A 24696-nucleotide genomic window follows, 5' to 3' on the forward strand; every position below is an offset into this window, starting at 1 on the left:
AAGCGGAGGGGACCACGCGCGGCACGGCCGCGATTTCATCAGAGATGATCGTGTTTGGGAAGCCGCAGTGAGGTAGGAAACGGTCGGACGGAGCGCATCCCGTGATCCGGGCAACTGATACCTTCATTTCCGCAAGCCCCTGAACAGGGCATGTAACTCCAGAGTGGTCACGCGTGTATGCAAAGTGAGCTTTTGCAAACATTGCGTTACCCCAGCATGTGGGATGGCCGTCCCGAAAATGCTGCCGGGGTCCGCGCTTGACCACAGCGCCGGCCATTGGCAAGGTTTTGCAGGCTTCGCGCACACCGTACGGCAGAGGAGATCCCGTCCTCCACTGAGGACGGATTAGCGGCGGTGACCGGGCAGCGCCCGCGCCCGCACCTGGAGGACTGAGTTGAGCCCCATCCGCTCCGCGACCATCGCGGCGCTCGCATCGGCCGTAGTGGCCACCACGCTCACCGGCTGCCAGTTTGGCGAGGCCGAGAAGGACACGAGTCCGATCGTGATCGCCGCCGATCTCGAACTCTCCGGCGCCGCAGCCACGGTTGGCCGGACATACCAGCGCGCCCTCGAACTCAAGGTCGATCAGTTGAACGCCTCCGGAGCACTGAACGGCCGGAAGATCGACCTGAAGGTGAAGGACAACCGTTCCGACTCGGCCGAGTCACTTCGCAACATCGTCGACTTCAGCAGCGATTCGAAGGTCAGCGCCATCATCATGGGCGGCTGCAACGAATGCGCGGTCGGAGCGGTCGGGACCATCAACGAGAAGCGGATTCCCACCATTGCGCTAGCCGCTTCCGGCGCGATCGCCGCGCCGGCCGCTGAACGGCGCTACGTGTTCAAGCTGGGCCCTAACGCCGCGGACAGCGCCGCCGCACTGACCACCGAACTGCGCCGCAACAACATCCGTAAGGTGGGGATGCTGGTCAGCGACGACGACTACGGCCAGGAGGGCGCGACCGCGCTCAAGAGCGAGCTGGACAAGGCCAAGATCACGCTCCGACAGCAGCGGATCAAGACCACCGACACCGACGTCAGCCAGCAGGTTCAGCAGCTCGCGTCGGGCAAGCCCGACGCGATGGTCTTCTGGACCCCGCCGGAGCAGGCGACACTGGCCGCCACCAGCGTGCAGCAGACCATCTTCCGTGGGTCGATCTACTTCGACGCGGCAGCGGCCGGGGACCTCTTCCTCGGCGCGGCGGCCAAGGCGACGGAGAAGGCCACGCTGATCTTCACGCAGACCATGGTGATCGATGACGTGATCGCCACCACGCCGGCCAAGGCGGCGCGGCGGCAGTGGTTCCAGGACTACACGGCCCGCTTCGGTGGCTACAACGGGTCCTCGTCGTTCGCGGCGGACGCCGTCCAGCTGATCGCCGACGCCGAACTGCGCGCCGGCGGCGAGATCGGGAAGGTGGACCGTAACGGCATCCGGGACGTGCTGGAGACGTCCCAGATGGACGGCCTCTCCGGCCCGATCCGCATGACGCCGGACAACCACAGCGGCCTGATGCCACAGGCACTCACCACGCTGGTCGCCCGCAATGGTCGTTGGCGGTTGGCGGGGTAAACGCCTCTGGCCTTTCGTGCCGGCGCTCTTCGTCGTGTGCCGGCTGGGGGTGTGGCCTACCGTGCCCGGCTTCGGGCGGTCAGGCTTGATCCCTGCGCCGGGCACGGTCGGCCACACCCTTTGCGCCAGCAGCGTCGATGGAAAGGGCCGGCCTCCTGAGAGGGAGGCCGGCCCTTCGCGTTTCTGGGTGTTGATCTTTGGGGTGGTCGGTTAGCGGCTGCTTGTGGTTTCTCGCACCCAGGGGAGGGCGAACCGCTCGATCAGCAGGAGCGCCGCGTAGAGCAGGATGCTCACCAGCGCCACCAGCATGATCGCCGCCCAGGCGGTGGCGGCGTCGCCGATGCCGGCGTACTGCGTGATGACGTAGCCGAGGCCGCTCTCGCCGGCCTGGAACTCACCGATCACCGCGCCGATCGCGGCCAGTGGCATTGCCACCTTGAGCCCGACGAAGATCTGCGGCAGCGCCGCCGGGAAGCGCACCTTGCGGAACGCCTGCCAGCGGGAGGCGTTCCAGGAACGCACCAGTTCGGCCAGGTCGGCCGGGGTGGTGGTCAGCCCGGTCGCGGTGGAGAGCACGATCGGAAAGAAGCAGAGCAGGAACACCATGGTCAGGATCGGCTTCTGGCCCCAGCCGAGCGCCACCACCAGCAGCGGGCCCAACGTGATCTTCGGCACCGCGTTCACAGCGACCAGCAGCGGCGTGAACATCCGCTCCACGGTGCGGGAGCTGGCCAGCGAGAGCCCGATCAGCACACCGGCGGCCACCGAGAGGGCGAACCCGATCAGGATCTCCAGCGTGGTGTCCCAGGTGTGCTCCAGCATCTGGGCGGGCTTCTCGACGAACGCGCTGAACACGTCGCCGGGCGGCGGCAGGGCGACAGGGTGGACCAGCTCCAGCCGGGCGATCAACCACCACGCCGCCAGCGCGACCAGGATGCCGACCGCGGGCAGCGCCGCGTCGGCCCCGGCCCGGAGACCGGCACCTCGACCCGCGCGCCCTACCTCGGGGCCGGCACCCGGGGGCGGGGGTTCCGCCACCGCCGGGTCCGCTGACCGGACGTCGGTCATCTCTGTCCTCCTCGAAATCCCACGGCCCGCCGGGGGCCGACGAGCGACGGGGGTACGCCCCACCGGGATCGGCGGGACGTACCCCCTGATGACGACCGGACGATCAGGCCTTCGGCGCGAGGCTGAAGTCGATGATCTGCTCGGGGGTGATGTTCTGCTTCAGCGCGCCAGCGCCCTGCAGGATGGCGATGCTCTTGGCGACCCGACCGCTGTCCAGGGTGCCGATCGCGGTGCCGGTGTTGCCGGAACGGACGTACGCGGCCATCAGCTCCAGCTCGGCGGCGGCGGAGACCGGGTTGGTGGCGTCGACGTTCTTCTTCAGGATGTCGGCGGCCTCCTTGGAGTTCGCCAGGCTGTACTCAAGGCCCTTGAGCAGCGCCGCGGTGAACTTCTTCACCATCTCGGGCTTCTCCTTGGCGATCTTCGAGGAGGTGATCAGCACGTTGCCGTAGAGGTCCTGCATCACGTTGCTGTACGGCAGCATGACGGCCTTCTTCTTGGCCGCCGCCTCGATGGTCGGCTGACCGACGACGAACTGACCGATGCCGTCCACCGAGCCGGAGGCCAGCGTGCCGATCAGGTTCTGCGCCTCACCGTTGACCCAGGTCACCTTGGTCGCGTCCACACCGGCGAGCCGGGCGTACGTCGGGAACAGGTTGCGGACCACGGAGCCGGGGGTGTCGGCGAGCTTCTTGCCCTCCAGGTCCTTCGGCGAGCTGATGTTCTTGCCCTCGACGGTGGCGATGCCCGCCATGGTGCGCTGCTGGATCGCGGCCACCGCGGTGAAGTCCTTCGCCTGGCCGTTGCCGAGCTGGAGCAGACCGCCGGTGAGGTCGATCGGACCGAAGTGGGCCTGGCCACCGACGATGGTCTGGATCACGCCACCGGTGCCCTGACCAGCCTTGATCTCGACGTCGAAGCCGGCTTCCTTGAAGAAGCCCTTGTCCTTCGCCACCCAGGCGTAGGAGTCACGGCCGAAGTTACCGAACGAGGTGAGGTAGGTCACCTTCTCCAGCGTCTTGCCGTCGCCGCCCTTGGCATCGTCGGCCGAATCCGACCCGCTGCTGCAGGCGGAGACAAAGGCGAGGGCGGTGGCCAGCGCGGCCGTAGCGACCGTACGGGTCAGCCTTCTCATCAGTGCACCATGTCCTTTCCGACCGGGGCCGGCAGGCCACCGGAGGGGGTTGTCGTGACGGGCCGGCGGGAGGGGTGGAAGCCGGGCGCCGCCGTCGTGGGGGGACTCTTCGCGGGCACAGCGTACGAGAAACCCACAGTTGCGACGCCAGGCGTATCGGGTTGCGGAACGGATACAACCTGACGACGACCCCAGCCGGTGCCATACCTCGACAGGGCGGCTAGCCTTTGTCGGATTCCTGACCGTCCACTCAGCGGAGGTACGCCGGAGATGATCCGACTGTCCGGGGTGTCCCGTACCTTCGAGGGCCGATCCGGCCGGGTGGAGGCGCTGCGCGGCATCAACCTCGACGTCGCCGAGGGCGAGTTCGTCGCCGTGCTCGGCCGCTCCGGCTGCGGCAAGTCCACACTGCTACGGCTGATCGCCGGGCTGCTCCCACTGAGTGCCGGTGAGATCACCGTCGCCGGTACGCCGATCGCGCGCCCCCGCCAGGACATCGCCATGCTGTTCCAGAAGCCGGCGCTGCTGCCCTGGCGCACAGTGCTGGACAACGTCCTGCTGCCGGTGGAGATCTTCGGCTGGAGCCGCGCCAAGCACCGGGAGCGGGCCCGGCAACTGCTCGACGTGGCCGGGTTGGCCGGCTTCGAGAAGCGGCTGCCGCACGAACTCTCCGGCGGTATGCAGCAGCGGGTGTCGCTGTGCCGGTCGTTGATCGGTGAGCCCCGGGTGATGCTGATGGACGAGCCGTTCTCCGCGCTGGACGCGCTCACCCGCGAGGAACTCTCCGGCGAACTCCAGCGGGTGCACATGGAGAACAAGCCGACCATTGTCTTCGTCACCCACTCGATCGACGAGGCGGTGCTGCTCGCCGACCGGGTGGTCGTGCTGAGCCCTCGCCCCGGCCGGATCCGCAAGGTCGTCGACGTGACCATCCCCCGGCCCCGCACCCTGGGCCGCAACGCCCACCTGGCCGACGTCGCCCAGGTCAGCGCCGACCTGCACGAACTGCTCATGGAACGCGAACAGCCGGCCACCGCCGGCGCGGAAGGACACTGACCATGCGGGTGTCGGTCTTCACCGAGCCGAACCGTGGCGCCAGCTACGACACCCAGCTCCGGTTCGCGCGGCTGGTCGAGGCCTGCGGCTACGAGGGGTTCCTCCGCGCCGACCACTACCAGTCGATGGGCGCCGACCCGGGCCTGCCCGGCCCCACGGACGCCTGGCTGACCCTCGCCGCGCTGGCCCGGGAAACCGAGCGGATCCGACTCGGCACCCTGGTGACGTCGGCCACGTTCCGCCTGCCCGGCCCCCTCGCGGTGATGGTCGCGCAGGTCGACCAGATGAGCGGCGGCCGGGTCGACCTCGGCATCGGCGCCGGCTGGTACGAGCGCGAGCACACCTCGTACGGCATCCCGTTCCCGGCGGTCGGCGAGCGCTTCGACCGGCTGGCCGAGCAGCTCGAGGTGATCACCGGGTTGTGGGCCACCCCGCCCGGCGAGACCTACAGCTTCACCGGCGACCACTACCGGCTGGTGGACGCTCCCGCCCTGCCCAAGCCGGTGCAGGTGCCCGGCCCACCGATCATCGTGGGCGGGCGTGGCCCCAAGCGCACACCCGAACTGGCCGCCCGGTACGCCGACGAGTTCAACATGCCGTTCAAGTCCGTGGCCGCCACCGCCGAGGCGTACGACCGGGTGCGCGAGACGTGTGAGCGCACCGGACGGACGGAGTCCGGGCGCGCCCCGCTGGTGCTGTCCGCCGGGATCGTCGTCGCCATCGGCCGGACCGACGCGGAGGCCCAGCGTCGGGCCGCGCCCCTGCACGAGAAGAGCGCGCTGCCACCGGAGGACCCGGTGGTCGGCTCCCCCGCGCAGCTCGCGCAGCGGCTCGGCGAGTTCGCCGCGATCGGCACCACCCGGGTCCACCTGCGCCTGATCGACTTCGATGATCTGGACCACCTCGAGCTGATCGCCGCCGAGGTGCTGCCCCAACTGGACGGAGCACGATGACCGACGTGATCGACGGAACCGAACTCGGACCGGTGGGTCAGGAGATCGTGTACGAGAACGACCGGGTCCGGGTCTGGCACATCCGCCTCGAGCCGGGCGAGCGGCAGCCCCTGCACCGGCACGACCACCCCTACCTGGTGGTGGCGATCGAGGGCGCCAAGAACGTCGTACAGACCATCGACGGCACCCGGATCGACGCCGACGAGCCCACCGGCGGAGTGGTCTACCGAGACCCGGGCGCTGTGCACATGCTGACCAATGTCGGGGATACGACTTACCTGGCCCGGCTGGTCGAACTCAAGTAGACCCGCCGATGGCCACCGGCGTGCCGCGCGGCGCGCCGGTGGCGATCGGGTGTACCAGGTGCGTAACGTGCCGGACATGGCCATTCGGACCTGGGGCAGACTGCTGCTCACGGCGCTCGGGGTGAGCGTGCTGGCCGGAGCCGGCCAGCTCGGCGTCGCGTACGGTTTCGGCATCGTCCGCCTGACCGGCGCATTCACCGGTACGACAGTCAACCAGTGGCCGGCCCAGCTCGTCTGGGTGGGCTGGTTCGCCGCGAACGCGGCCGTCGCCGGCGCCGTCCTGACCGGACGCCTCGCTCGCCGCGACGCCCCGGCGGCCAGCACCGGCCGGCAGTTGGCGGTCGGCGGCGCGGCAGCCCTCGGCGCCACAGTCATCGCCCCGCTCTGCATGCAGCCCGCCCGCGCCGCGGAGCTGATCTCCGTTGACCCGGTCTGGGCGGTGGGCATCTGCGCCGTGGTCGGTGCGGTGATCGGGGCGGGCGCCGCGATAGCCGTCCTGTTCCGGCCCGAGCTGGGATGGAACATGGCGGCCGTGGCCGGCGTCGTCTGGCTGCTGGCGCTGATCTCCGTACTACCGTCGCTCGGCACTGCCGGCCCACTGCCGACCGTCCGGCTCGGCGTACTGGAGCCGAGCTGGCTCGACGACGCCGCCGCTCAGCGGCTGGCGCTGCTCCTGCTGCCCATCGTGGCGCTGCTGGCCGGCGCGGCGACCGCCGGGCTGGCTCGCTGGCGCGGTCAGGCTCCACTGGTCAGCGGGGCCACCGGGGTGGCTGGTCCGGTGCTGGTGGCGTTCGCCTACCTGACCGCCGGTCCGGGCGACGCCGTGGACCGCTACCAGACCGCCCCCTACTACGGCTCGTTGATCGCGATCCTGGCCGGAGCGCTCGGCGCGGCCGCCGCCGCGCTGCTGCGCTGGCCGACGAGCACCCGTACCACCGATCCGCAGGCGATCGAGCCCACCGCCATCCTGCGCCCGCTGCCCGCCGGCCCGGCGCTGCCCGGCGCGGCGGACGACCGGGACAGCACTGCGGACGACCGGGACAGCACCGAGCGCACCGACACGGAGACGACAAACGCCGAGCTGGCCACCAGCACGAAGCGCGCCGGCGTCGTTGCGGGTCCGTGGGCGACGGGCGACCCCGATGCCGTACGCACCGTCCCGGCCCACTGGGACTGGCCGGAGACCACCGCGAGCGGACAGCACGGTCCGGCGCCCGCCGCTCCGACTCCCGCCGCTCCCCCTCAGTCCGCAGCCTGGCTGACCGCGCCGACCGGCGAGTTCACCGCCGCAGGGCAGACGCCCCCGCGCCCGGACGATGCCCTGGCGACGACCGAGCCCTCGGCCGGCACCGACCTCAGCAACGTCACCGACGCCACCGCGACCGGCACCACAGCCGGACGCACCGACGCCGCGACCCCGACGGGCGGCCGAGCGGTCGACGAGCCGACCGGCAGCACCGCGACGGGCACCAGCGGCAGCACGGCGACCAGCGGCAGGCCGACCGGTGGGCGCACCACCCGCAAGACCGCCTCCACCCCGGCCGGCACGGGCGCACCCGGTTCCGGCACTACCAGCGCGGCCGCTGCCAGCGCGCCGACCACCCCGGACGCGCCCATCCCCGCGACCGGCAGCACGGCCCGGAGCAGCGCAGCCCCGACCAGCACGGCCCCGACGAGTACGGGCAGCGGCGCCGAGGCGACCAGCACAGCACCGACTGGCACGGGCGCTCCCAGTCCCGCCGCCCCGGCCTCGACGGGCACGGGCACGGGGTCAGGCACGAGCACGAAGGCGAGCAGCGCGGGCCCGGCCGACCCCGGCACGCCCGAGGCACCGCTGACGATCAAGCCGCGACGCGGCCGTAAGTCGAAAGCCAACCCGGACACCACCGCCTCCGACGTGGCCACCGACACTCCGGGGCCCGGCCGTGGAAGCCCGGGTGGGCGGTCGATTTCGGCCTCCGAGGTCGCCTCGGCTGCTGCCTCCGGCGCGGCGGCAGACGGGACCACCGCAACCGGCGCGAAGCGAGCACCGGCCACGCCCGTCACCAGCTCGAAGCGAGCACCGGCTGCCTCGACGACCGCCGATGCCGGCGCGACACAGGTGCCGGCCAGCCCGGAGTCCCCCACCACGGCAACCGACGCCGCAGGGACCCCGACCACCGGGACCGGCACGACACCAGCACCCAGTGGGGCGACACCAGCACCGGCCGACACGACCGACGCGACGCGAGCAACGGCGGCGCCGACCACCGCTGCCGGCCCGGTTGGCGCGGAAGCCCTCCCGCGCGTCCCGAAGGCCGGCACGGGCAGCAAGGCAGCCCCGGCCGACACGACCAGCGATCCTGCGGTAGCCGGGGCTCGTGACACCGACAGCGCGCGGCCCGCCGCCGAGGACGTTCCCGCCGCCGGGTTGTTCGGGGCCACCGCCGCCGGTGACCCGGACGCGGACCGGTGGACGCCCGCACCGTCGGCCTGGCCGGTCACCTCGACGTGGACGGTGCCACCGCAGACCGCCGAGCCGGACGCAACGGCATCGGAGGGGCCGAGCAGGCCCGACGCGCCAACCGGGCCGATGCCCAAGCCCCGGCATCGGGCACCGTTGCCGGACCTGAGCCGGGCCGGCACCTGGAACGCGTTCGACACCTCTCGGCGACGCGGGTCCGCGGAATCGCCGGACAGCTCGACGGCGCGGACAACGCCGACCGAAGCCGGCGAGACGACCGCTGCCGCCGGACACCCGGGCCGGCCGGAGTTCCCGAGCACTGTGGGCACGCCCTCCAGCGCCACCACCGACAGCGCCACCGACACCGACACCACGTCGGCGAAACCGACGCACCCGAAGGTGGCAGAGCAGCCCTCCCGGAAAGGGCGGCTCGGTGGGCTGTTCCGCCGCAACCGGTCCCGCGCCGACGAGGAGAGCCCGAAGACGCCGGATGAGGCGGAGCCCCTGGCATCTCAGGATGAGGAATTCGTCGACTGGGTCGCCGGTCTGAGCAAGCCGGTGTCGGACAACGAGCCCGAGCAGGAGAACAGCCGTCGGTCGTTGCGCTCCACCGGCCGACACCACCGCGACTGACCCAGCGCCACTGACCCAGCGCCACTGACTCCACTGCGCGGCGCGCAGACGTACCGACCGGTCGTTTGATCGACTCGGGTTCACTGATATCGGCCGATCCCAAGGCGGTCGAACACCGCGACATCAATGAACCCGAGTCGATCATGCCGGGTGGGGTCAGGCGAGCGGTAGGTAGACCCGGCTTCCGCCGGAGACGAACTCCTCCGACTTGTCCTTCATCCCGCGTGCGGCGTACTCCTTGAGCTCTTGGGTGATCTTCATGGAGCAGAACTTCGGGCCACACATCGAGCAGAAGTGCGCGGTCTTCGCCGGCTCCGCGGGCAGTGTCGCGTCGTGGTACGAGCGCGCCGTCTCCGGGTCCAGCGAGAGGTTGAACTGATCCTCCCAGCGGAACTCGAACCGCGCCTTCGACAGGGCGTCGTCCCAGGCCTGTGCGCCGGGGTGCCCCTTGGCCAGGTCCGCCGCGTGCGCCGCGATCTTGTACGCGATGACGCCCGCCTTCACGTCGTCCCGGTCCGGCAGGCCGAGGTGCTCCTTCGGCGTGACGTAGCAGAGCATCGCGGTGCCGAACATGCCGATCATCGCGGCGCCGATCGCCGAGGTGATGTGGTCGTACGCGGGCGCGATGTCGGTGGTCAGCGGACCGAGCGTGTAGAAGGGCGCCTCGTGGCACCACTCCTGTTGAAGGTCCACGTTCTCCTTGATCTTGTGCATCGGCACGTGACCAGGGCCCTCGATCATCACCTGGACGTCGTACGCCCAGGCGATCTTCGTCAGCTCACCGAGGGTGCGCAGCTCGGCGAACTGCGCCTCGTCGTTGGCGTCGGCGATCGATCCGGGGCGCAGCCCGTCGCCGAGGGAGAACGTCACGTCGTAGCGCGCGAGCAGCGCGCACAGCTCCTCGAAGTTGGTGTAGAGGAAGTTCTCCTCGTGGTGCGCCAGGCACCACGCCGCCATGATCGAACCGCCCCGGGACACGATCCCGGTCACCCGGTCCACCGCCAGCGGCACGTACGGCAGGAGCACCCCGGCGTGCACGGTCATGTAGTCCACGCCCTGCTCGGCCTGCTCGATCACCGTCTCCCGGAACACCTCCCAGCTCAACTTCACCGGGTCGCCACCGACCTTCTCCAACGCCTGGTAGATCGGCACCGTGCCGATCGGCACCGGCGAGTTCCGCACGATCGCCTCACGGGTCTCGTGGATCCGCTTACCGGTGGACAGGTCCATCACGGTGTCCGCGCCCCAGCGGGTGGCCCAGGTCAGCTTCTCCACCTCCTCGGCCACCGACGAGCTGACGGCCGAGGTGCCGATGTTGGCGTTCACCTTGACCAGGAACGCCTTACCGATGATCGCCGGCTCGCACTCCGGGTGGTTGACGTTGAGTGGGAGCACCGCCCGACCCGCGGCGATCTCGGCCCGCACGAGTTCCGGTTCGACGTTCTCCCGGATCGCCACGAACTCCATCTCCGGCGTCACCACACCGGCCCTCGCGTACGCGAGCTGGGTGGGCCGACGACCGTCGACCCCGGCGAGGGGCGTGCCAGCACCCCGCACCGGGGCCACGTCACCCCGCTCGGCGATCCACGGCCCGCGCAGCGGCGGCAGCCCCACCTCCGGGTCCGAACCAGGGCCGGACGTGTCGTACAGCCGCACCGGCGGCAGATCCCCGGTCAGCCCCACCTCCGCGAACGGCACCCGGACATCCGGCCGCGAACCCTCGACGTACACCTTGCCTCGTGCGTGCATGACAGCCTCCCTGGTGATCAAGCGGACCAGCCGAAGTGGTTCAGCGGCCCACGTCCCGCGCCCAGCTCCCAGCCCCGCGCGCCGGTCAGCGCACGGAGCACGTACTCCTTGGCGGCCCCCACGGCGGCCGGCACCGGATCGCCCAGACCGAGCCGCACCGCGATCGCCGCCGAGAACGAGCACCCGGTGCCGTGGGTGTGCCGGGTGGTCACTCGCGGCGCGCGCAGCAGTGTGGTGACGCCGCCGCCGTGCAGCACGTCGACCGCCTCGCCCCCGTCCAGGTCACCGCCAGTGACCACCACGTACTCCGGGCCGCCGGCCACCAGTGCCTCGGCGGCCACGACCATCGCGGCCACGTCGTCCACCGGGCGTCCGGTGATCGCCGCGGCCTCCGCGCAGTTCGGAGTCGCGACAATGGCGTACGGCAGCAGCCGCTCCACAGCGCCCACCACGCCGAGCCGGTGACCACTCGTGGCGACGAGCACCGGGTCGACGACGAGCTGAGGCAGCCGGCCGTCCCGGGCCGCCTCGGCCACCACGTCCGCGATCGCCGGGGTGCCGAGCATCCCCGTCTTCACCGCGCAGACGGTGAAATCGGTGAGCACGCTGTCCAGTTGCTCGGTGACGGTGCGCGGGGGCAGCGGCAACACCGCGTCGACGCCCCGGGTGTTCTGCGCGGTCACCGCCGTGAGGACGCTGGTGCCGTACGTGCCCAGCGCGGCGAAGACCTTGAGGTCGGCCTGGATGCCTGCGCCGCCGCCGGAGTCCGAGCCGGCGATTGTGAGGATGGTGCTCGGGGTCATTTTCCCTGGCCTTTGGTTGCGGTTCGGGGCTGCGGCCGGCCGTTACTGGTTGCGGTTGGGGGCTGCGGCCGACCGTGCCCACTCCGGGCGGTCAGGCTTGATCCCTGCGTGGGCACGGTCGGCCGCAGCCCTGACGTGGAGACCTGGGTGACCCCGCGCCGGGTTTGGGTCAGCACAGGGGTGACCGCCTCGACATAAGCGCTGGTCAAACTCGCGGCTGTTTCGGTGGGGTCTTTGGCTCGCATGATCGCGCCGAGCACCGCCACTCCGGCGGCTCCTGCCTTGACACAGGCGGTTACCTGTTCCGGGGTTTCCACTCCGCCGAGGGCCAGCAGGGGTACCGGGCTGGTCTCGACAAGCTTTCGCAGACCGTCCGGTCCCAGGGGTGGGCCGTAGCCCGGTTTTGTCTTCGTGGGCCAGACTGGGGAGATGGTGGCGTAGTGCTCGGTGGTCAGGCGGTCCAGCTCTGGTTGGTCGTGACAGGAGCGGCCGACCAAGGCGTGAGCTGGCGGTGGGTACGGCCCGGCGGCGGGCAGGTGCACGGCGTCGCCGCCGAGCGGGTCGGGGCCGGCCACGACGAGGGTTCCGCCGACGTCGACGAGGATCGCGCGCAGGTCGGCGGCAAGGGCGGCGCGTTCGGCGCGCGGCAGGTCCTTCTCCCGCAGCACCACGCAGCGCACTCCCCCGGCCACGGCCCCCGCCACCACCCGATCGAGCCCACCCCGCGCCACCAGCCGGTCGGTCAACACGACAACCCCGGACGGCGGGGTCACAGCTCTGGTCTTCCCTCGTCGGGGGTGGAGGCGAGCGCGTGGAAGCGGCGCTCGATCCGGCCGGCCTGGGCGGCCAGTCGGCCCGCCTCGACCGCGTACCGCATCGCGGTGGCCATCGCCACCGGATCGGCCGCCCGGGTGACAGCGCTCGCCAGCAGCACCCCGTCGCAGCCCAGCTCCATGGCCAGCGCCGCGTCGGACGCGGTGCCGATGCCGGCGTCGAGGATCACCGGCACGTCCACACCCTGCCGGATGAGTCGAATGTGGTGCGGGTTGCCGATGCCGAGCCCCGAGCCAATCGGGGAGCCGGCCGGCATCACCGCGGCGCAGCCCACGTCGGCGAGGCGGCGGGCGAGCACCGGGTCGTCGCTGGTGTACGGCAACACAGTGAAGCCGTCGGCGACCAACTCCTCGGCGGCGCGGAGCAGCTCCACCCCGTCGGGCAGCAGCGTCCGCTCGTCGCCGATCACCTCCAACTTGACCCAGTCGGTGTCGAACGCGTCCCGGGCCAACCGGGCCACCTTCACCGCCTCGGTGGCGGTGTGGCAGCCGGCGGTGTTCGGCAGCAGGCGTACGCCGGACCGGTCCAGCAACTCCAGCAGCCCACCCGTGGAGCCCGGCGCCGTGCCCACCCGGCGCAGCGCCAGTGTGACCAGTTCGGTGCCGGACGCCCGGATCGCCTGTTCCAGGACGTGCAGGTTCGCGGCGCCGCCGGTGCCGAGGATCAGCCGTGAGGTGAAGGTCTCCCCACCCAGTTCGAAGGTCACGCCGCTCACCCGCCCTGCGCCGCGGTGAGGACCTCGACCCGGTCACCGTCGCACAGCGCTCGGGCCGGCCAGCCGGTCCGAGGCACCACCTCGCCGTTGACAGCGACCGCCACCCCACGTGAATGCGGCACGATGTCGCGGACCAGGTCCGCCACTGACGCGCCGGTGGCGACGCTGCGCCCGGCCCCGTTCACAGTCAACTCCACAGGTCCCCCTCCATCGTCGGTTCAGGTCCGCCCGACGCGGCCACCGCGGCGGCACCGCCGAAGCGATCGGCCCGGAAGGGCGCGAGCAGCGGGTCGGGTACGCCGCCGAGCACCAGGTCGGCGATCAGGTCGGCGGTGATCGGGGTGAGCACGATGCCGTGCCGGTGGTGCCCGGTAGCGGCCAGGACGTCCGGTCGGTCGGGCAGCGGCCCGAGGATCGGTGCGTTGTCAGGAGTGCCCGGACGCAGCCCGGCGACCGCCTCGACCAGGTCGTACTCGGCCAACTCGGGCAGCAGATCGACGCCGGCGCGCAGCAGCCGTTGCACGGCACCAGCGGTGACAGTGGTGTCCGAGCGCTCCTCGACCGTCGCGCCGAGCACCACCTCACCGTCGGCGCGGGGCACCAGGTAGACGTGCTCGCCGTCGGCGTACCCCCGGATCACGTGCCGGAAGCCCGGCGCGACGCCGTCGGGCGCGCGCAGCCGGAGGATCTGGCCCTTCACCGGCCGCACTGGCAGGCCGGTGAGCGCTGCGGCCCCGCAGCCGGCGGCGACCACTGTGACCGACGCGTCCACGTCGGACACCGACCGGACCGGCTGCCGCACGAGCACCGCGCCGGCCCGCTGCGCGGCCGTGCGCAGCGCCGGCACCAGCAGCCGCGGGTCGACCTGGTGGTCGGTGGGCGCGAGCGCGCCGCCGCGCACCCGTGGGGCGAGCGCCGGTTCGCGGTCGCGCAGCTCACTGGGGCGCAGCGGCGTCACGGGCAGACCCAACCCCTGCTGGTACGCCCACAGCCTGCGCGCCTCGGCCAGGTCGTCGCCGGTCAGCCCGACCATCAGGGTGCCCTCGGTCCGGTAGCCGATCTCGACTCCGGTCGTCTCGGTCAACTCGGCGGCGAACGCCGGCCAGCGGGCGGCGGACGCCAGCAACAACCCGGTCAGCTGCCGCTCACCGAAGTACGCCTCGGCGACCGGGGAGAGCATGCCGGCGGCCACCGCCGACGCCCCCGAGCCGGGCGCCGGATCGTGCACCACCACCCGCAGCCCGCGCGCGGCGCATCGCCAGGCGATCGCCAGCCCGATCGGCCCCGCACCCACCACTGCCACGTCCGGCCGGACCCGGTCGCTCGACGGCGGTGACGGGGACCGGCCGGTCAGCACGTCAGGGCCTCGATCAGCTCGGCGGTCGCCCGTGCCGGGTCGGCGGCGGCGGAGACGGCACCGACCACCGCCACCCCGTACGCTCCGGCGGCCCGCAGCGCCGGCACCCGGGCTGCGGTCACTCCGCCGATCGCGATGACCGGGACGTCGACGGCGTCGACGACGGCGCGTACCCCGGCGGGCCCGATAGGGTCCGGCAGGCCGGTCTTGGTGCTGGTGGTGTGACAGGGCCCGACGCCCAGGTAGCTGGCGCCCGCCGCGACGGCCTCGCTCGCCGGGCCCGGCGCGCGAGCGGTGGCGCCCAGCACACCGGTGGGGCCGAGCACCCGGCGGGCGGCGGCGACCGGCAGGTCGTCGGCGCCGACGTGCCCACCGGCGGCGCCCACCGCCAGCGCCACGTGTAACCGGTCGTTGACCAGGCAGGTCGCCCGGTACGACGCGCAGAGCGCGAGCACCCGCCGGGTCAGGTCGTACGCCTCGCGGTCGGTGGCGGAATCCTCGACCCGGACCTGCACGACCAGATCGGCGTGGGCCACGGTGAGGGCGGCGCGAACCACTGCGAGTGGGTCGCGACCCGGTCGGGTGTCGGTGATGAGATGCAATCGCCCCAGGGACGGCACGGCAACGCTCCTCCCTGCGCCGGCATTACCCGGATCAGGTTCAACGGTCGGGGGCTGTCAGCCCCCCTCTCAGCCCGGTACACCGGGCTCCCGTGGGTTACTTGCGTGTCACCGTACGACAGATCCGCCGGCCTGCCAAGGCGCGGGGTCGGCGGTGGCCGGCCGGCGGGCCGCGTCAAAACGAGCGAGATCCAATGGGGCACTTCATGGGGTCCTGTTCGGAATGTCGCCCCCCGTTGCAGAACCGTTACCCGTCCGCATCTTGCCCGACATCGAGCCAGCCGAATTAATTTGTTCAGCGATTCGACAAAATGTCGGTGGGGGCACCCTGGCAGGGTGTGACCACCGGCTCCATCAGGGACGGCCTTCGGCGAGCCGACTCCCGCGAGCTCTGTCACTACGACACAGGAGGCGGCGTGTCCCGTTCTCGTCGTGCCCGCTTACCCATCACCGCAACCCTGATCTCCCTGGCCATGGCCTCGACCACCCTGTTCGGCGCACCCGCGCAGGCGGCCGCCCAGGTTCTCCCACGGGATGCGAAAGCCGCAGCCCCGGTCAGCCAGGTGGCGCCGAAGGCGCCAAAGGCCGCGGCCGATCCCTTCTCCGTCCTCGTCTTCTCCAAGACCGCCGGCTTCCGGCACGACTCCATCCCCACCGGCGTCGCCGCCCTCCAGCAGCTCGGCGTCGACAACGGATTCACGGTTGACAACTCCGAGGACGGCGCCGCATTCAACGACGCCAACCTGGCGAAGTACAAGGCCGTGATCTGGCTCTCCACCACCGGTGACGTGCTCAACGCCGACCAGCAGGCGGCGTTCGAGCGCTACGTGAAGGCCGGCGGCGGTTACGTCGGCATCCACGCCGCGTCGGACACCGAGTACAGCTGGGCCTGGTACGGCGACCTGGTCGGCGCGTACTTCGCCAACCACCCGCAGAACCAGCAGGCCACTGTCAAGGTGGAGGACCACGCCCACCCGTCCACCGCCGGTCTGCCGGACCGGTGGTCCCGGTTCGACGAGTGGTACAACTACCAGACCAACCCCCGGCCGGACGTGCACGTGCTGGCCAGCCTGGACGAGAAGAGCTACACCGCCGGCGCCGGCGCGATGGGTGCGGACCACCCGATCGCCTGGTGTCAGGACTACGACGGTGGCCGCTCCTGGTACACGGGCGGCGGGCACACCCGGGAGTCGTACGCCGAGCCCGAGTTCCTCTCCCACCTGCTCGGCGGCATCCGCACCGCGGCCGGCGTCGAGAACGCCGACTGCGGCGCCTCGAAGACCTCGAACTTCGAGAAGGTCACGCTGGACAGCAACACCAGCAACCCGATGGAGCTGGACGTCGCCCCCGACGGGCGTGTCTTCTACATCGAGCGCGACGGTCGCGTGCAGATCGTGAAGCCGGACACCGGCAACACCGTCACCGCCGTCGACCTGGACGTCTTCACCGGTAACGAGGACGGCCTCATCGGCATCCGGCTCGACCCGGACTTCGCCACAAACAACTGGGTGTACCTGTACTACGCCCCGAACGACGGGGTCACCCGCAACCTGCTGTCCCGTTTCACCGTCACCGGCGACACCATCAGCCTGGCCAGCGAGAAGCAGGTGCTACGGGTCGACACCCAACGCAACACCTGCTGTCACGCCGGCGGCAGCATGGCCTTCGACGGCGACGGCAACCTCTACCTGGCCACCGGTGACAACACCAACCCGTTCGAGTCGAACTCGTACTCGCCGATCGACGAGCGGGCGGGTCGCCAGGACTACGACGCGCAGCGCACCTCCGGCAACACCAACGACCTGCGCGGCAAGGTGATCCGGATCCACCCGGAGGACGACGGGACGTACACCGTTCCGGCGGGCAACCTCTTCGCGGCGGGCACCGAGAAGACCCGTCCCGAGATCTACGCGATGGGCTTCCGCAACCCGTTCCGGATCGGCACCGACCCGAAGACCAACACGCTGTACGTCGCGGACTACGGACCGGACGCCAACACGGACAACCCGAACCGGGGCCCCCGCGGTCTGGTCGAGTGGAACGTCGTCACCCCGGGCAACTACGGCTGGCCGTACTGCACGGGCACGAACGAGGCGTACAACGACTACACGTTCCCGTCCGGCCCGAGCGGTCCGAAGTTCGACTGCGCCGCCCCGGTGAACAACTCGCCCAACAACACGGGCCTGACCAACCTCCCGCCGGTGGTCCCGGCGACGGTCGACTACGGGTACGCCGGTGACGCGCGTTACCCGGAGATCGGTGGCGGCGGCGCCCCGATGGGCGGCCCGGTCTACCGCTACGACGCCGACCTGAACTCGAACCGCAAGTGGCCGGCGTACTACGACGGCAAGGCTCTGCTCGGCGAGTGGAACCAGAACAAGATGTACACCATGCAGCTGACCCCCGACGGTAAGTCGTTGGTGGACATCAACCAGCTGCTCACCGGCATGAGCATGGTCCGGCCGATGGACTTCGAGTTCGGCCCGGACGGGGCGCTGTACCTGATCGAGTGGGGCAGCGGCTTCGGCGGCAACAACGACAACTCGGGCGTCTACCGGATCGACTACACCGCCGGTGACCGCGCCCCGATCGCCGCGGCGTCCGCCAACCCGACCTCGGGTCCGGCGCCGTTGACTGTCACCTTCTCCAGCGCCGGTTCCCGAGACCCGGACGGTGGCACGCTCACCTACGCCTGGACGTTCGGCGACGGGCAGACCTCGACCGAGGCCAACCCGACCCACACGTACGCCACGGCGGGCAACTACACCGCCCAGCTCACCGTCACCAACCCCAAGGGCCGGACCGCGGTGGCCAACGTGCCGGTCACCGTGGGCAACACCGCGCCGACGGTGACCATCGAGTTCCCGCCGGACGGTGGGTTCTTCAACTGGGGCGACCAGGTCCGCTACTCGATCAAGGTGACCGACCCCGAGGACGGGCAGATCGACTGTGACCGGGTGGGGCTTCAGGTGCTGCTCGGTCACGACGAGCACGCCCACCCGCTGGAGCAGCACACCGGCTGCACCGGCACCGTCCAGACGTCGCTCGCCTCCGGGCACGGCGCCGAGGCGAACGTCTTCGCTGTCTTCGAGGCGACCTACACCGACGAGGGTGGTGCCGGCGGCGCCGGTGCCCTGACCGGTCGGCAGATCGAGGTCCTCCAGCCGAAGCAGAAGCAGGCCGAGTACTTCACCGCCACCGGGCGTGCCCCGGTGAGCACCGGCGGTGGAGACCCCGGCGTGCAGCGGGAGGCCGGCGCCGACACCGCCGGTGGCGGCCAGAGCATCGCGTTCATCGAGGACGGCGACTGGTGGTCGGTCGCTCCGGCGGACCTGACCAACATCACCGAGATTCGGTTCCGGGCCGCCTCCGCCGCCGCTGGCGGTCGGATCGAGGTGCGCGCGGGTGCCGTCGACGGACCGGTGGTCGCCACGGCCGTCGTACCGTCGACCGGCGCGTGGCAGACGTACACGGACGTGAGCGCACCGGTCACCGGCGCGGCGAGCGGCTCGCTGTACTTCCTGGCCCGCGATCCGAACGGCGGAACGGGTTCGCTGTTCAACGTCAACTGGATGGACTTCGTCGGCCGCGGTGTCACCGAGAACGGGCCGCCGGTGGTCAGCGCCACTGCCACCCCGGCCACCGGCACCGCACCGGTCACCGTCGCCTTCGACGGAACGGCCACCGACGCCGAGGGCGACACCCCGTTGACGTACGCCTGGGACTTCGGTGACGGAGGCTCGGCGACCACACTGGACGCCAGCCACACCTACACCAGCGCGGGCACCTTCACGGCCACCCTCACGGTGACGGACAGCAAGGGCGCCAAGTCGTACGCCACGGTGCCGGTGCGGGTCGACGCGCCGGACACGTCCTGCTTCGGGGCGCGTTCGGACGACTTCAACGGCAACAGCCTCGACAAGGAGCGCTGGACCAGCGTCGTCCGGGAGAACCAGCTCTACTCGCTCAGTGGCGGTGCCCTGCGGCTGCCCACTGGCGTGGGTGACCTCTACGGCGCTCGCAACGACGCCACCAACCTGGTGCTCCAGGCGGCCCCGACCGGCGCATGGGAGATGACCACCAAGGTCACGCTGCCGGTGACTGCCAACTACCAGCAGGCCGGCCTGCTGGTGTACGGCGACGACGACAACTACGCCAAGGTGGACCTGCTGTACAACGGCAGCCGGCGGGTGGAGTTCATCCGGGAGACGGCGGCCACTCCTCGCAACGAGGCCGCCGACGCCACCAACGCACCGGCGGGTGACACCGTGTACCTGCGGATCACCAGCGACGGCACGAACCTGACCGCGTCCGCCTCGGGCGACGGGCAGACCTTCACCCCGGTCGGCCGTCCGGCCGCGCTTGAGGGCATCACCAACCCGCGGATCGGGGTCTTCGCGCTCAACGGAGGCACCGAGGCGCCGGTTGTCGACGCCGCGTTCGACTCGTTCCAGGTCACGCCGGACGCTCCGGCCGGCCCGGTCGACCCGTCGGACGAGTTCACCGGCAGCACGCTCGACAAGTGCCGGTGGGACGCCGTGACGCGGGAGGACCCGAGCGGTTACCGGGTCACCGATGGCGCGCTGCGGATCGACGTGCCCAACGGTGACATCTACGGCACCGACAACACAGGGCCGAAGAACTTCATCCTCCAGACCGCGCCGTCCGGCGACTGGACCCTGGAGACGAAGGTCGACGGCAGCCTGCTGAACGAGCAGTACCAGCAGGCCGGTCTGCTCGTGCAGGCCGACGACGACAACTACGTGAAGTTCGACTTCATCGCGGACAACCAGGCCGGCCAGGCGGTGACGCGGCGGATCGAGTTCCGCAGCGAGATCGCCGGGGTGGTCCAGAACCCGCAGCCCGAGGCGGGCAACCTGACCTCGGCGGTGTGGCACCTGCGGCTGGCCCGCACGGGCGACACGTTCACCGCGTCGTACTCGGCCGACGGGACGACGTGGACCGCGTTGCCGACGCTGACCACCAGCGCGGTCGGGGCCACCCCGAAGGTGGGGCTGTTCACCCTCGGCGCCAACCAGACGGCGTCGAAGACCGCCTCGTTCGACTACTTCCGGCTCAGCACGAAGGTGGCCGACGAGACGGCGCCGGTGACCACCTCGGCGGTTTCCGGCACCCCGACCGACGGGTGGCACACCGGGCCGGTGACGATCACGCTCACCGGTGCCGACGAGGCCGGCGGTAGTGGCCTCGCCGGTACGGAGTACCAGCTGGACGGGGCCACCACCTGGACGGCGTACACCGCTCCGGTGGCGGTCAGCGGGGACGGCGAGCACGAGCTCCGGTTCCGCTCGACGGACAAGGCCGGCAACGTGGAGGCGACCAAGACCGTCTCGGTCAAGATCGACGCCACAGCGCCGGTGACCTCGGCGACGTTCGCTCCGGCGAACGACGCCGGTTGGCACAACGGGACCATCCCGGTCGTGCTGGCCGCCACCGACGCCGGTTCCGGCGTCAAGACGGTGGAGTGGTCGCTGGACGGTGGGGCGTGGGCGCCGTACTCGACGCCGATCGAGGTGACCGGCGACGGGCAGCACGAGCTGCTGTTCCGCTCGGCGGACAAGGCTGGCAACGTCGAGACGCTGAAGTCGGCGGTGCTGCGCATCGACGGCACCAAGCCGACGCTGCTGGTGTCCGGGCTGGCCGACGGCCAGCTCTACGGCGACAGCCAGGACGTCCGGGTGGCCTGGCAGGCCGTCGACTCGACCTCGGGCATCGCGAGCGTGGTCGGTCAGCTCGACGGCCAGGCATACACCAGCGGCACTCTGCAGGCCATGTACGACCTGTCGCTCGGCCTGCACGAGCTGACCGTTACCGCTACCGACAAGGCGGGCAACAAGACCACCTCGACGGTCCGGTTCTTCGTCACCACCTCGTTCCGGGACATGCAGAGTCTGCTGGACCGGTTCAAGGCGACGGGGCGGCTCTCGACCAAGGCGCACAAGCAGCTGTCGAACAAGCTCGACGCTGTTCGCGCGTCCGAGGCGGCCGGCGACGACAAGGCTGCCGTCCGGCAGCTGACCGCGTTCCGGACGCTCGCCAGCGACGCCACGCTGGTGCCCGAGGCGGAGGTCCGGGACGTCCTGATCCGGGACGCCGACGCCATGATCGTTCGGCTCGGCGGCGCGGCCAGCAAGGCCGGGGTCAAGGCGAACGGCGGCGACTCGGTAAAGGGCACCGGGCGGCTCGGTGGCGATGCCACCCGGCTGGCACCCGGTCGTCAGCTCTGATCCGACGAGGCCCCTCCCCGGCGCTACGGCGTCGGGGAGGGGCCTCCCTCATCGGTAGGGAGGAGATGTCCGTGACGGGTATCCGCAAGATCCTGGCCGCCGTGTTCGTCGGACTGGCAGTGACCCTGTCCGCCGCCGCCCCGGCGGCAGCGCAGGCTGCTCAGGCCGCCCCGGCGGCGCAGGCTGCCCCGGCGGCGCAGGCTGCCCCGGCGGCGCAGGCTGCCCCGGCGGCGCAGGCTGACAAGCTCAAACTCACTGTGGCCGGCGACGGGGCTCAGGGCGTCACCATCCAGGCCACCTACGCCGATGGTCGCCGGCTGGAGCAGGTGGTGCGGTTGGTCCTCACCGCCACCGGCCCGGACGGGCAGCGGGTCGGGCCGGTGCAGCTCGAACCGCAGCCCGAGGGGCACGGTTTCTACAGCAGCGGCCCGGTGCTCTCCACCGGAACGTGGAAGGTGTCGGTGAACTCCCCCGCTCCACTTCAGAGCAAGGCCACCGCCACGGTGCAGGCGAAGGCGGCGCAGTCACCGCCGGCGCCCAAGCCGGTCGCGGTGACCGAGCCGGCGGACGGCGGCGGAGCGGACTGGTGGCCGTTCGCGGCGGCCGGTCTCGTGCTCATCGCCGCCGCCATGGGCGTGGCCATGCTGTTCGGCCGCCGCCGCACCAGCTAGACCGACCGGCGCACCAGCTGGTAGCCCGGCGCTCCGGCGCCCACGCACAGGACCGGGCCGGGCCGCGACGAGCGGCCCGGCCCGGTGTCGTTCGATCGGCTGGTGATCGACTCGGCCTCCTTGAAGTCGGGGCTTCCCGGACTGCAGGTCACCCCGACTTCAAGGAACGCGAGTGGATCATGCGCAACGCACGCGCGCGCGACGCAGCGCACGCACGCGCGACGCAGCGCACGCCCGCGCGCGACGCAGCGCACGCCCCGCAGCGCTCAGAGGACGGCGCGCAGCGCCGCCAGATCGTCGTCGCTGGGCTCCCAGACGCCAGCGGCGGCGTTGGCACGCACCTGCTCGGGCGTGGTGGCACCGGCGATCACCGAGGTCACCGCCGGCTGGGCGGCCAGCCCGCCGATCGCCACCTGGAGCATCGTCAGACCCCGCTCGGCCGCGTACGCCTCGATCGCCTCGATGGTGTCCCAGTCGGCTGCGGCGAGCCGCTCCGCGTACCGGCCACCGCCGGAGAGCCGGCTGCCGGCCGGCGGCTGAGCCTCGCGCTTGTACTTGCCGGTGAGCAGACCGTTGGCGAGCGGGAAGAACGGCAGCATGCCGAGGCCGAACCGCTCACAGGCAGGGATCACCTCGGCCTCCACCGAGCGCTCCACCAGGCTGTAGTGGTTCTGCGCGCTGATGAAGCGGGACCGACCGTTGGACGAGGCGACCCAGTCCGCGTCGGCGATCTGCCAGCCGGTGAAGTTGGAGTTGCCCAGGTAGCGCACCTTGCCGTCGCGGACCAGGTCGTCCAGGGCGGCGAGGGTCTCGTCGATCGGCGTGCCCGGGTCGGGCTCGTGCATCTGGTACAGGTCGATGTGGTCGGTGCCGAGCCGGCGCAGCGACGCCTCCACAGCGCGGGCGATGTAGCGCCGCGCACCCCGCGCGCCGTAGTCCGGCCCGTTGAGGCCGTTCATGTCCATGCCGAACTTGGTGGCCACCACCACGTCGTCCCGGCGTCCCTTGAGCGCCTGCCCGAGCAGTTCCTCGGAGCTGCCCTGCGGCTCGCCGTAGATGTCGGCGGTGTCGAAGAGGTTGATCCCGGCGTCCAGCGCGGCGTCCACCACCGCCCGGGTGCCGTCGAGGTCGAGTTTGCGGCCGAAGTTGTTGCAGCCGATGCCGACCACGGACACCACGAGCCCGGAGTCGCCCAGCCGGCGATAGGTCATTTGGTCGTTCATGAGACACCCTCGTCTTTAATCAGGTTGAGGTGCGGAATCAATGCACACGTTGCGCTGGTTATCGACATAACGTTGACCACCTCTGAGATCGTGCCGCCGGTTGTGGCGACGAAATGGCCATTGCTCCAAAAGATTGGCAGTCTGGATTTCCACCTCGAACGTCCCGGCACTATCTGCCGTCGAGATTTATAGTGATTGTTGTGATGGAGGTAGTGCGCTACACCTACCGGCTGCGCCCCGCCGCGACCGCGACGGCCGCACTGCTCGCCGAATGGGGCCGCTGCCGATTCCTATGGAACGAAGCCGTGCACCAGCAGGAGGTTGGCGCGAAGCCCACCTTCGGCGGGCTGTCCAAGATGCTCACTGAAGCCCGCGCCAGAAACGCTTGGCTGCGCGCCGGCTCGCAGGTCGCTCAGCAACAGACCCTGCGCACGTACGCGGCTGCGCCTTGCCGGTGGCATCAGCATGCCCGTCGTCTGGTCCCGGGACCTGCCGTCTCCGCCGACCAGCGTGCGCGTCTACCAAGACAGCCTTGGCCACTGGTACGCGTCGTTCGTCGTCCGCCGCGAGGCCGCCGCCACACCCGAGGCGTCCAAGTCGATCGGCGTTGACTGGGGCGTGAAGACCACCGCCACGACCACCGATGCCCGATTCGATTTGCCGCACCTCGGGCATCGCAAGCGGTGCGCCGCTGAGTTGGCCAGGGCGCAGCGGAAGATGGCCCGCCGACGCCGCCCGCAGGGCCATGCGCAGTCCAACGGCTACCGAAGGGCCAAGCGCGCGGCGGCGAAGTTGCACAAGAAAGCTGCCCGACAGAACATCCACGACTCCCGCCAGTGGGCGAAACGAGTCGTCGACCACCACCAGGTGATCGCCGTGGAAGACTTCAAACCGACGTTCCTGACCAGGTCCACGATGGCACGTAAAGCCGCTGACGCCGCGATCGGCACGGCGAAGCGGGAACTGATCCAGCAGGGCACGCGGGCGGGCCGAAAGGTGGTGCTGGTTCCGCCCGCCTACACAACCATGACGTGTTCCTCGTGCGCGGCGAGAGCCAAGCAGCGCATCGGTTTGAATGTCAGAATTTTCGAGTGCGCTGCCTGCGGTTTCACCGCCTGCCGCGACCTCAACGCCGCGAGGACGATCCTCGCCACGGTAGAGCGCGACCGTGCCGGTGCTGACGACGTAAGGCATGTGACCACCTCCCTTCGGGATGCGGGGTCGAATGCGGTCCGAGCCGGAAATCCCCTGGATTCATCCGTGGGTAAGCGTTAACTCAGTCACGAGATCCACCCTATGTCCACCGAGCG

At 70.8% G+C, this 24696-nt stretch carries 17 protein-coding genes, 1 pseudogene and 1 riboswitch; of the genes and pseudogenes, 8 read left to right on the forward strand and 10 right to left on the reverse strand.

Annotation, left to right across the window (positions count from 1 at the left end; genetic code table 11):
* Window positions 1-394: 394 nt before the first annotated feature.
* Window positions 395-1573, forward strand: coding sequence for an ABC transporter substrate-binding protein (locus NIE111_RS31335; RefSeq protein ID WP_238687814.1), 1179 nt, complete (start codon window positions 395-397; stop codon window positions 1571-1573).
* 210 nt (window positions 1574-1783) lie between these two features.
* Here the strand turns inward: NIE111_RS31335 and NIE111_RS31340 are convergent, their stop codons facing one another.
* The gene (locus NIE111_RS31340; RefSeq protein ID WP_238687815.1) at window positions 1784-2641 is read right to left on the reverse strand and encodes an ABC transporter permease; all 858 of its coding nucleotides are present in this window, start codon (window positions 2639-2641) and stop codon (window positions 1784-1786) included.
* Window positions 2642-2744: 103 nt separating this feature from the next.
* Window positions 2745-3776 (reverse strand): ABC transporter substrate-binding protein, encoded by a 1032-nt coding sequence (locus NIE111_RS31345; protein ID WP_238687816.1) that lies wholly within the window; start codon window positions 3774-3776, stop codon window positions 2745-2747.
* Window positions 3777-4046: 270 nt separating this feature from the next.
* Between NIE111_RS31345 and NIE111_RS31350 the strand changes: the two genes are divergently transcribed.
* The 4 genes from NIE111_RS31350 to NIE111_RS31365 all read left to right on the forward strand — a co-directional run bounded on the left by NIE111_RS31350 (window position 4047) and on the right by NIE111_RS31365 (window position 9166).
* Entirely contained in the window at window positions 4047-4832 is a 786-nt protein-coding gene (locus NIE111_RS31350; protein ID WP_238687817.1) for an ABC transporter ATP-binding protein, read from the forward strand.
* A gap of 2 nt (window positions 4833-4834) precedes the next feature.
* The gene (locus tag NIE111_RS31355; protein ID WP_210784139.1) at window positions 4835-5785 is read left to right on the forward strand and encodes an LLM class F420-dependent oxidoreductase; all 951 of its coding nucleotides are present in this window, start codon (window positions 4835-4837) and stop codon (window positions 5783-5785) included.
* A complete protein-coding gene (locus NIE111_RS31360; RefSeq protein WP_007465195.1) occupies window positions 5782-6090 on the forward strand; it encodes a cupin domain-containing protein in 309 nt (102 codons plus the stop codon). The genes NIE111_RS31355 and NIE111_RS31360 overlap by 4 nt, the downstream gene beginning before the upstream one ends.
* Before the next feature lie 76 nt (window positions 6091-6166).
* Window positions 6167-9166: a hypothetical protein gene (locus tag NIE111_RS31365; RefSeq protein WP_238687818.1), complete on the forward strand. Its 3000-nt coding sequence runs from the start codon at window positions 6167-6169 to the stop codon at window positions 9164-9166.
* Between the two features lie 156 nt (window positions 9167-9322).
* Here NIE111_RS31365 and thiC read toward each other — a convergent pair whose 3' ends face one another.
* From thiC to thiE, 7 genes and pseudogenes are all read right to left on the reverse strand, one after another.
* Window positions 9323-10915: a phosphomethylpyrimidine synthase ThiC gene (gene thiC, locus NIE111_RS31370; RefSeq protein WP_112601253.1), complete on the reverse strand. Its 1593-nt coding sequence runs from the start codon at window positions 10913-10915 to the stop codon at window positions 9323-9325.
* A gap of 17 nt (window positions 10916-10932) precedes the next feature.
* Window positions 10933-11718, reverse strand: coding sequence for a bifunctional hydroxymethylpyrimidine kinase/phosphomethylpyrimidine kinase (gene thiD / locus NIE111_RS31375; protein WP_238687819.1), 786 nt, complete (start codon window positions 11716-11718; stop codon window positions 10933-10935).
* 194 nt (window positions 11719-11912) lie between these two features.
* A pseudogene (locus NIE111_RS31380) lies at window positions 11913-12491 on the reverse strand (thiamine phosphate synthase); the annotation flags it as partial.
* A complete protein-coding gene (locus NIE111_RS31385; RefSeq protein WP_238687821.1) occupies window positions 12488-13267 on the reverse strand; it encodes a thiazole synthase in 780 nt (259 codons plus the stop codon). The pseudogene NIE111_RS31380 and the gene NIE111_RS31385, both read right to left, overlap by 4 nt.
* The gene (thiS, locus tag NIE111_RS31390) at window positions 13264-13464 is read right to left on the reverse strand and encodes a sulfur carrier protein ThiS (RefSeq protein ID WP_238687822.1); all 201 of its coding nucleotides are present in this window, start codon (window positions 13462-13464) and stop codon (window positions 13264-13266) included. Before thiS ends, NIE111_RS31385 begins: the two co-directional genes overlap by 4 nt.
* A complete protein-coding gene (gene thiO, locus NIE111_RS31395) occupies window positions 13455-14624 on the reverse strand; it encodes a glycine oxidase ThiO (RefSeq protein WP_372488445.1) in 1170 nt (389 codons plus the stop codon). Before thiO ends, thiS begins: the two co-directional genes overlap by 10 nt.
* A complete protein-coding gene (gene thiE, locus NIE111_RS31400) occupies window positions 14618-15244 on the reverse strand; it encodes a thiamine phosphate synthase (RefSeq protein WP_238687823.1) in 627 nt (208 codons plus the stop codon). Before thiE ends, thiO begins: the two co-directional genes overlap by 7 nt.
* Window positions 15239-15348: riboswitch (TPP riboswitch) on the reverse strand. Its footprint overlaps the gene before it by 6 nt.
* A gap of 312 nt (window positions 15349-15660) precedes the next feature.
* Between thiE and NIE111_RS31405 the strand changes: the two genes are divergently transcribed.
* Together NIE111_RS31405 and NIE111_RS31410 are read left to right on the forward strand one after the other, a co-directional pair.
* On the forward strand, window positions 15661-21492 hold the full coding sequence (locus tag NIE111_RS31405) for a ThuA domain-containing protein (protein ID WP_238687824.1): 5832 nt from the start codon (window positions 15661-15663) through the stop codon (window positions 21490-21492).
* A gap of 71 nt (window positions 21493-21563) precedes the next feature.
* Window positions 21564-22163, forward strand: coding sequence for a hypothetical protein (locus NIE111_RS31410; RefSeq protein ID WP_238687825.1), 600 nt, complete (start codon window positions 21564-21566; stop codon window positions 22161-22163).
* A gap of 266 nt (window positions 22164-22429) precedes the next feature.
* On the opposite strand, the gene NIE111_RS31415 is transcribed toward NIE111_RS31410, so the two are convergent.
* Window positions 22430-23374: an aldo/keto reductase gene (locus NIE111_RS31415; protein WP_238687864.1), complete on the reverse strand. Its 945-nt coding sequence runs from the start codon at window positions 23372-23374 to the stop codon at window positions 22430-22432.
* Window positions 23375-23707: 333 nt separating this feature from the next.
* Between NIE111_RS31415 and NIE111_RS31420 the strand changes: the two genes are divergently transcribed.
* Complete coding sequence (locus NIE111_RS31420) at window positions 23708-24661, forward strand: RNA-guided endonuclease InsQ/TnpB family protein (protein WP_274531903.1); 954 nt, start codon at window positions 23708-23710, stop codon at window positions 24659-24661.
* Window positions 24662-24696 lie beyond the last annotated feature (35 nt).

This window comes from Micromonospora hortensis, assembly GCF_022230935.1.
Lineage (GTDB): Bacteria > Actinomycetota > Actinomycetes > Mycobacteriales > Micromonosporaceae > Micromonospora > Micromonospora hortensis.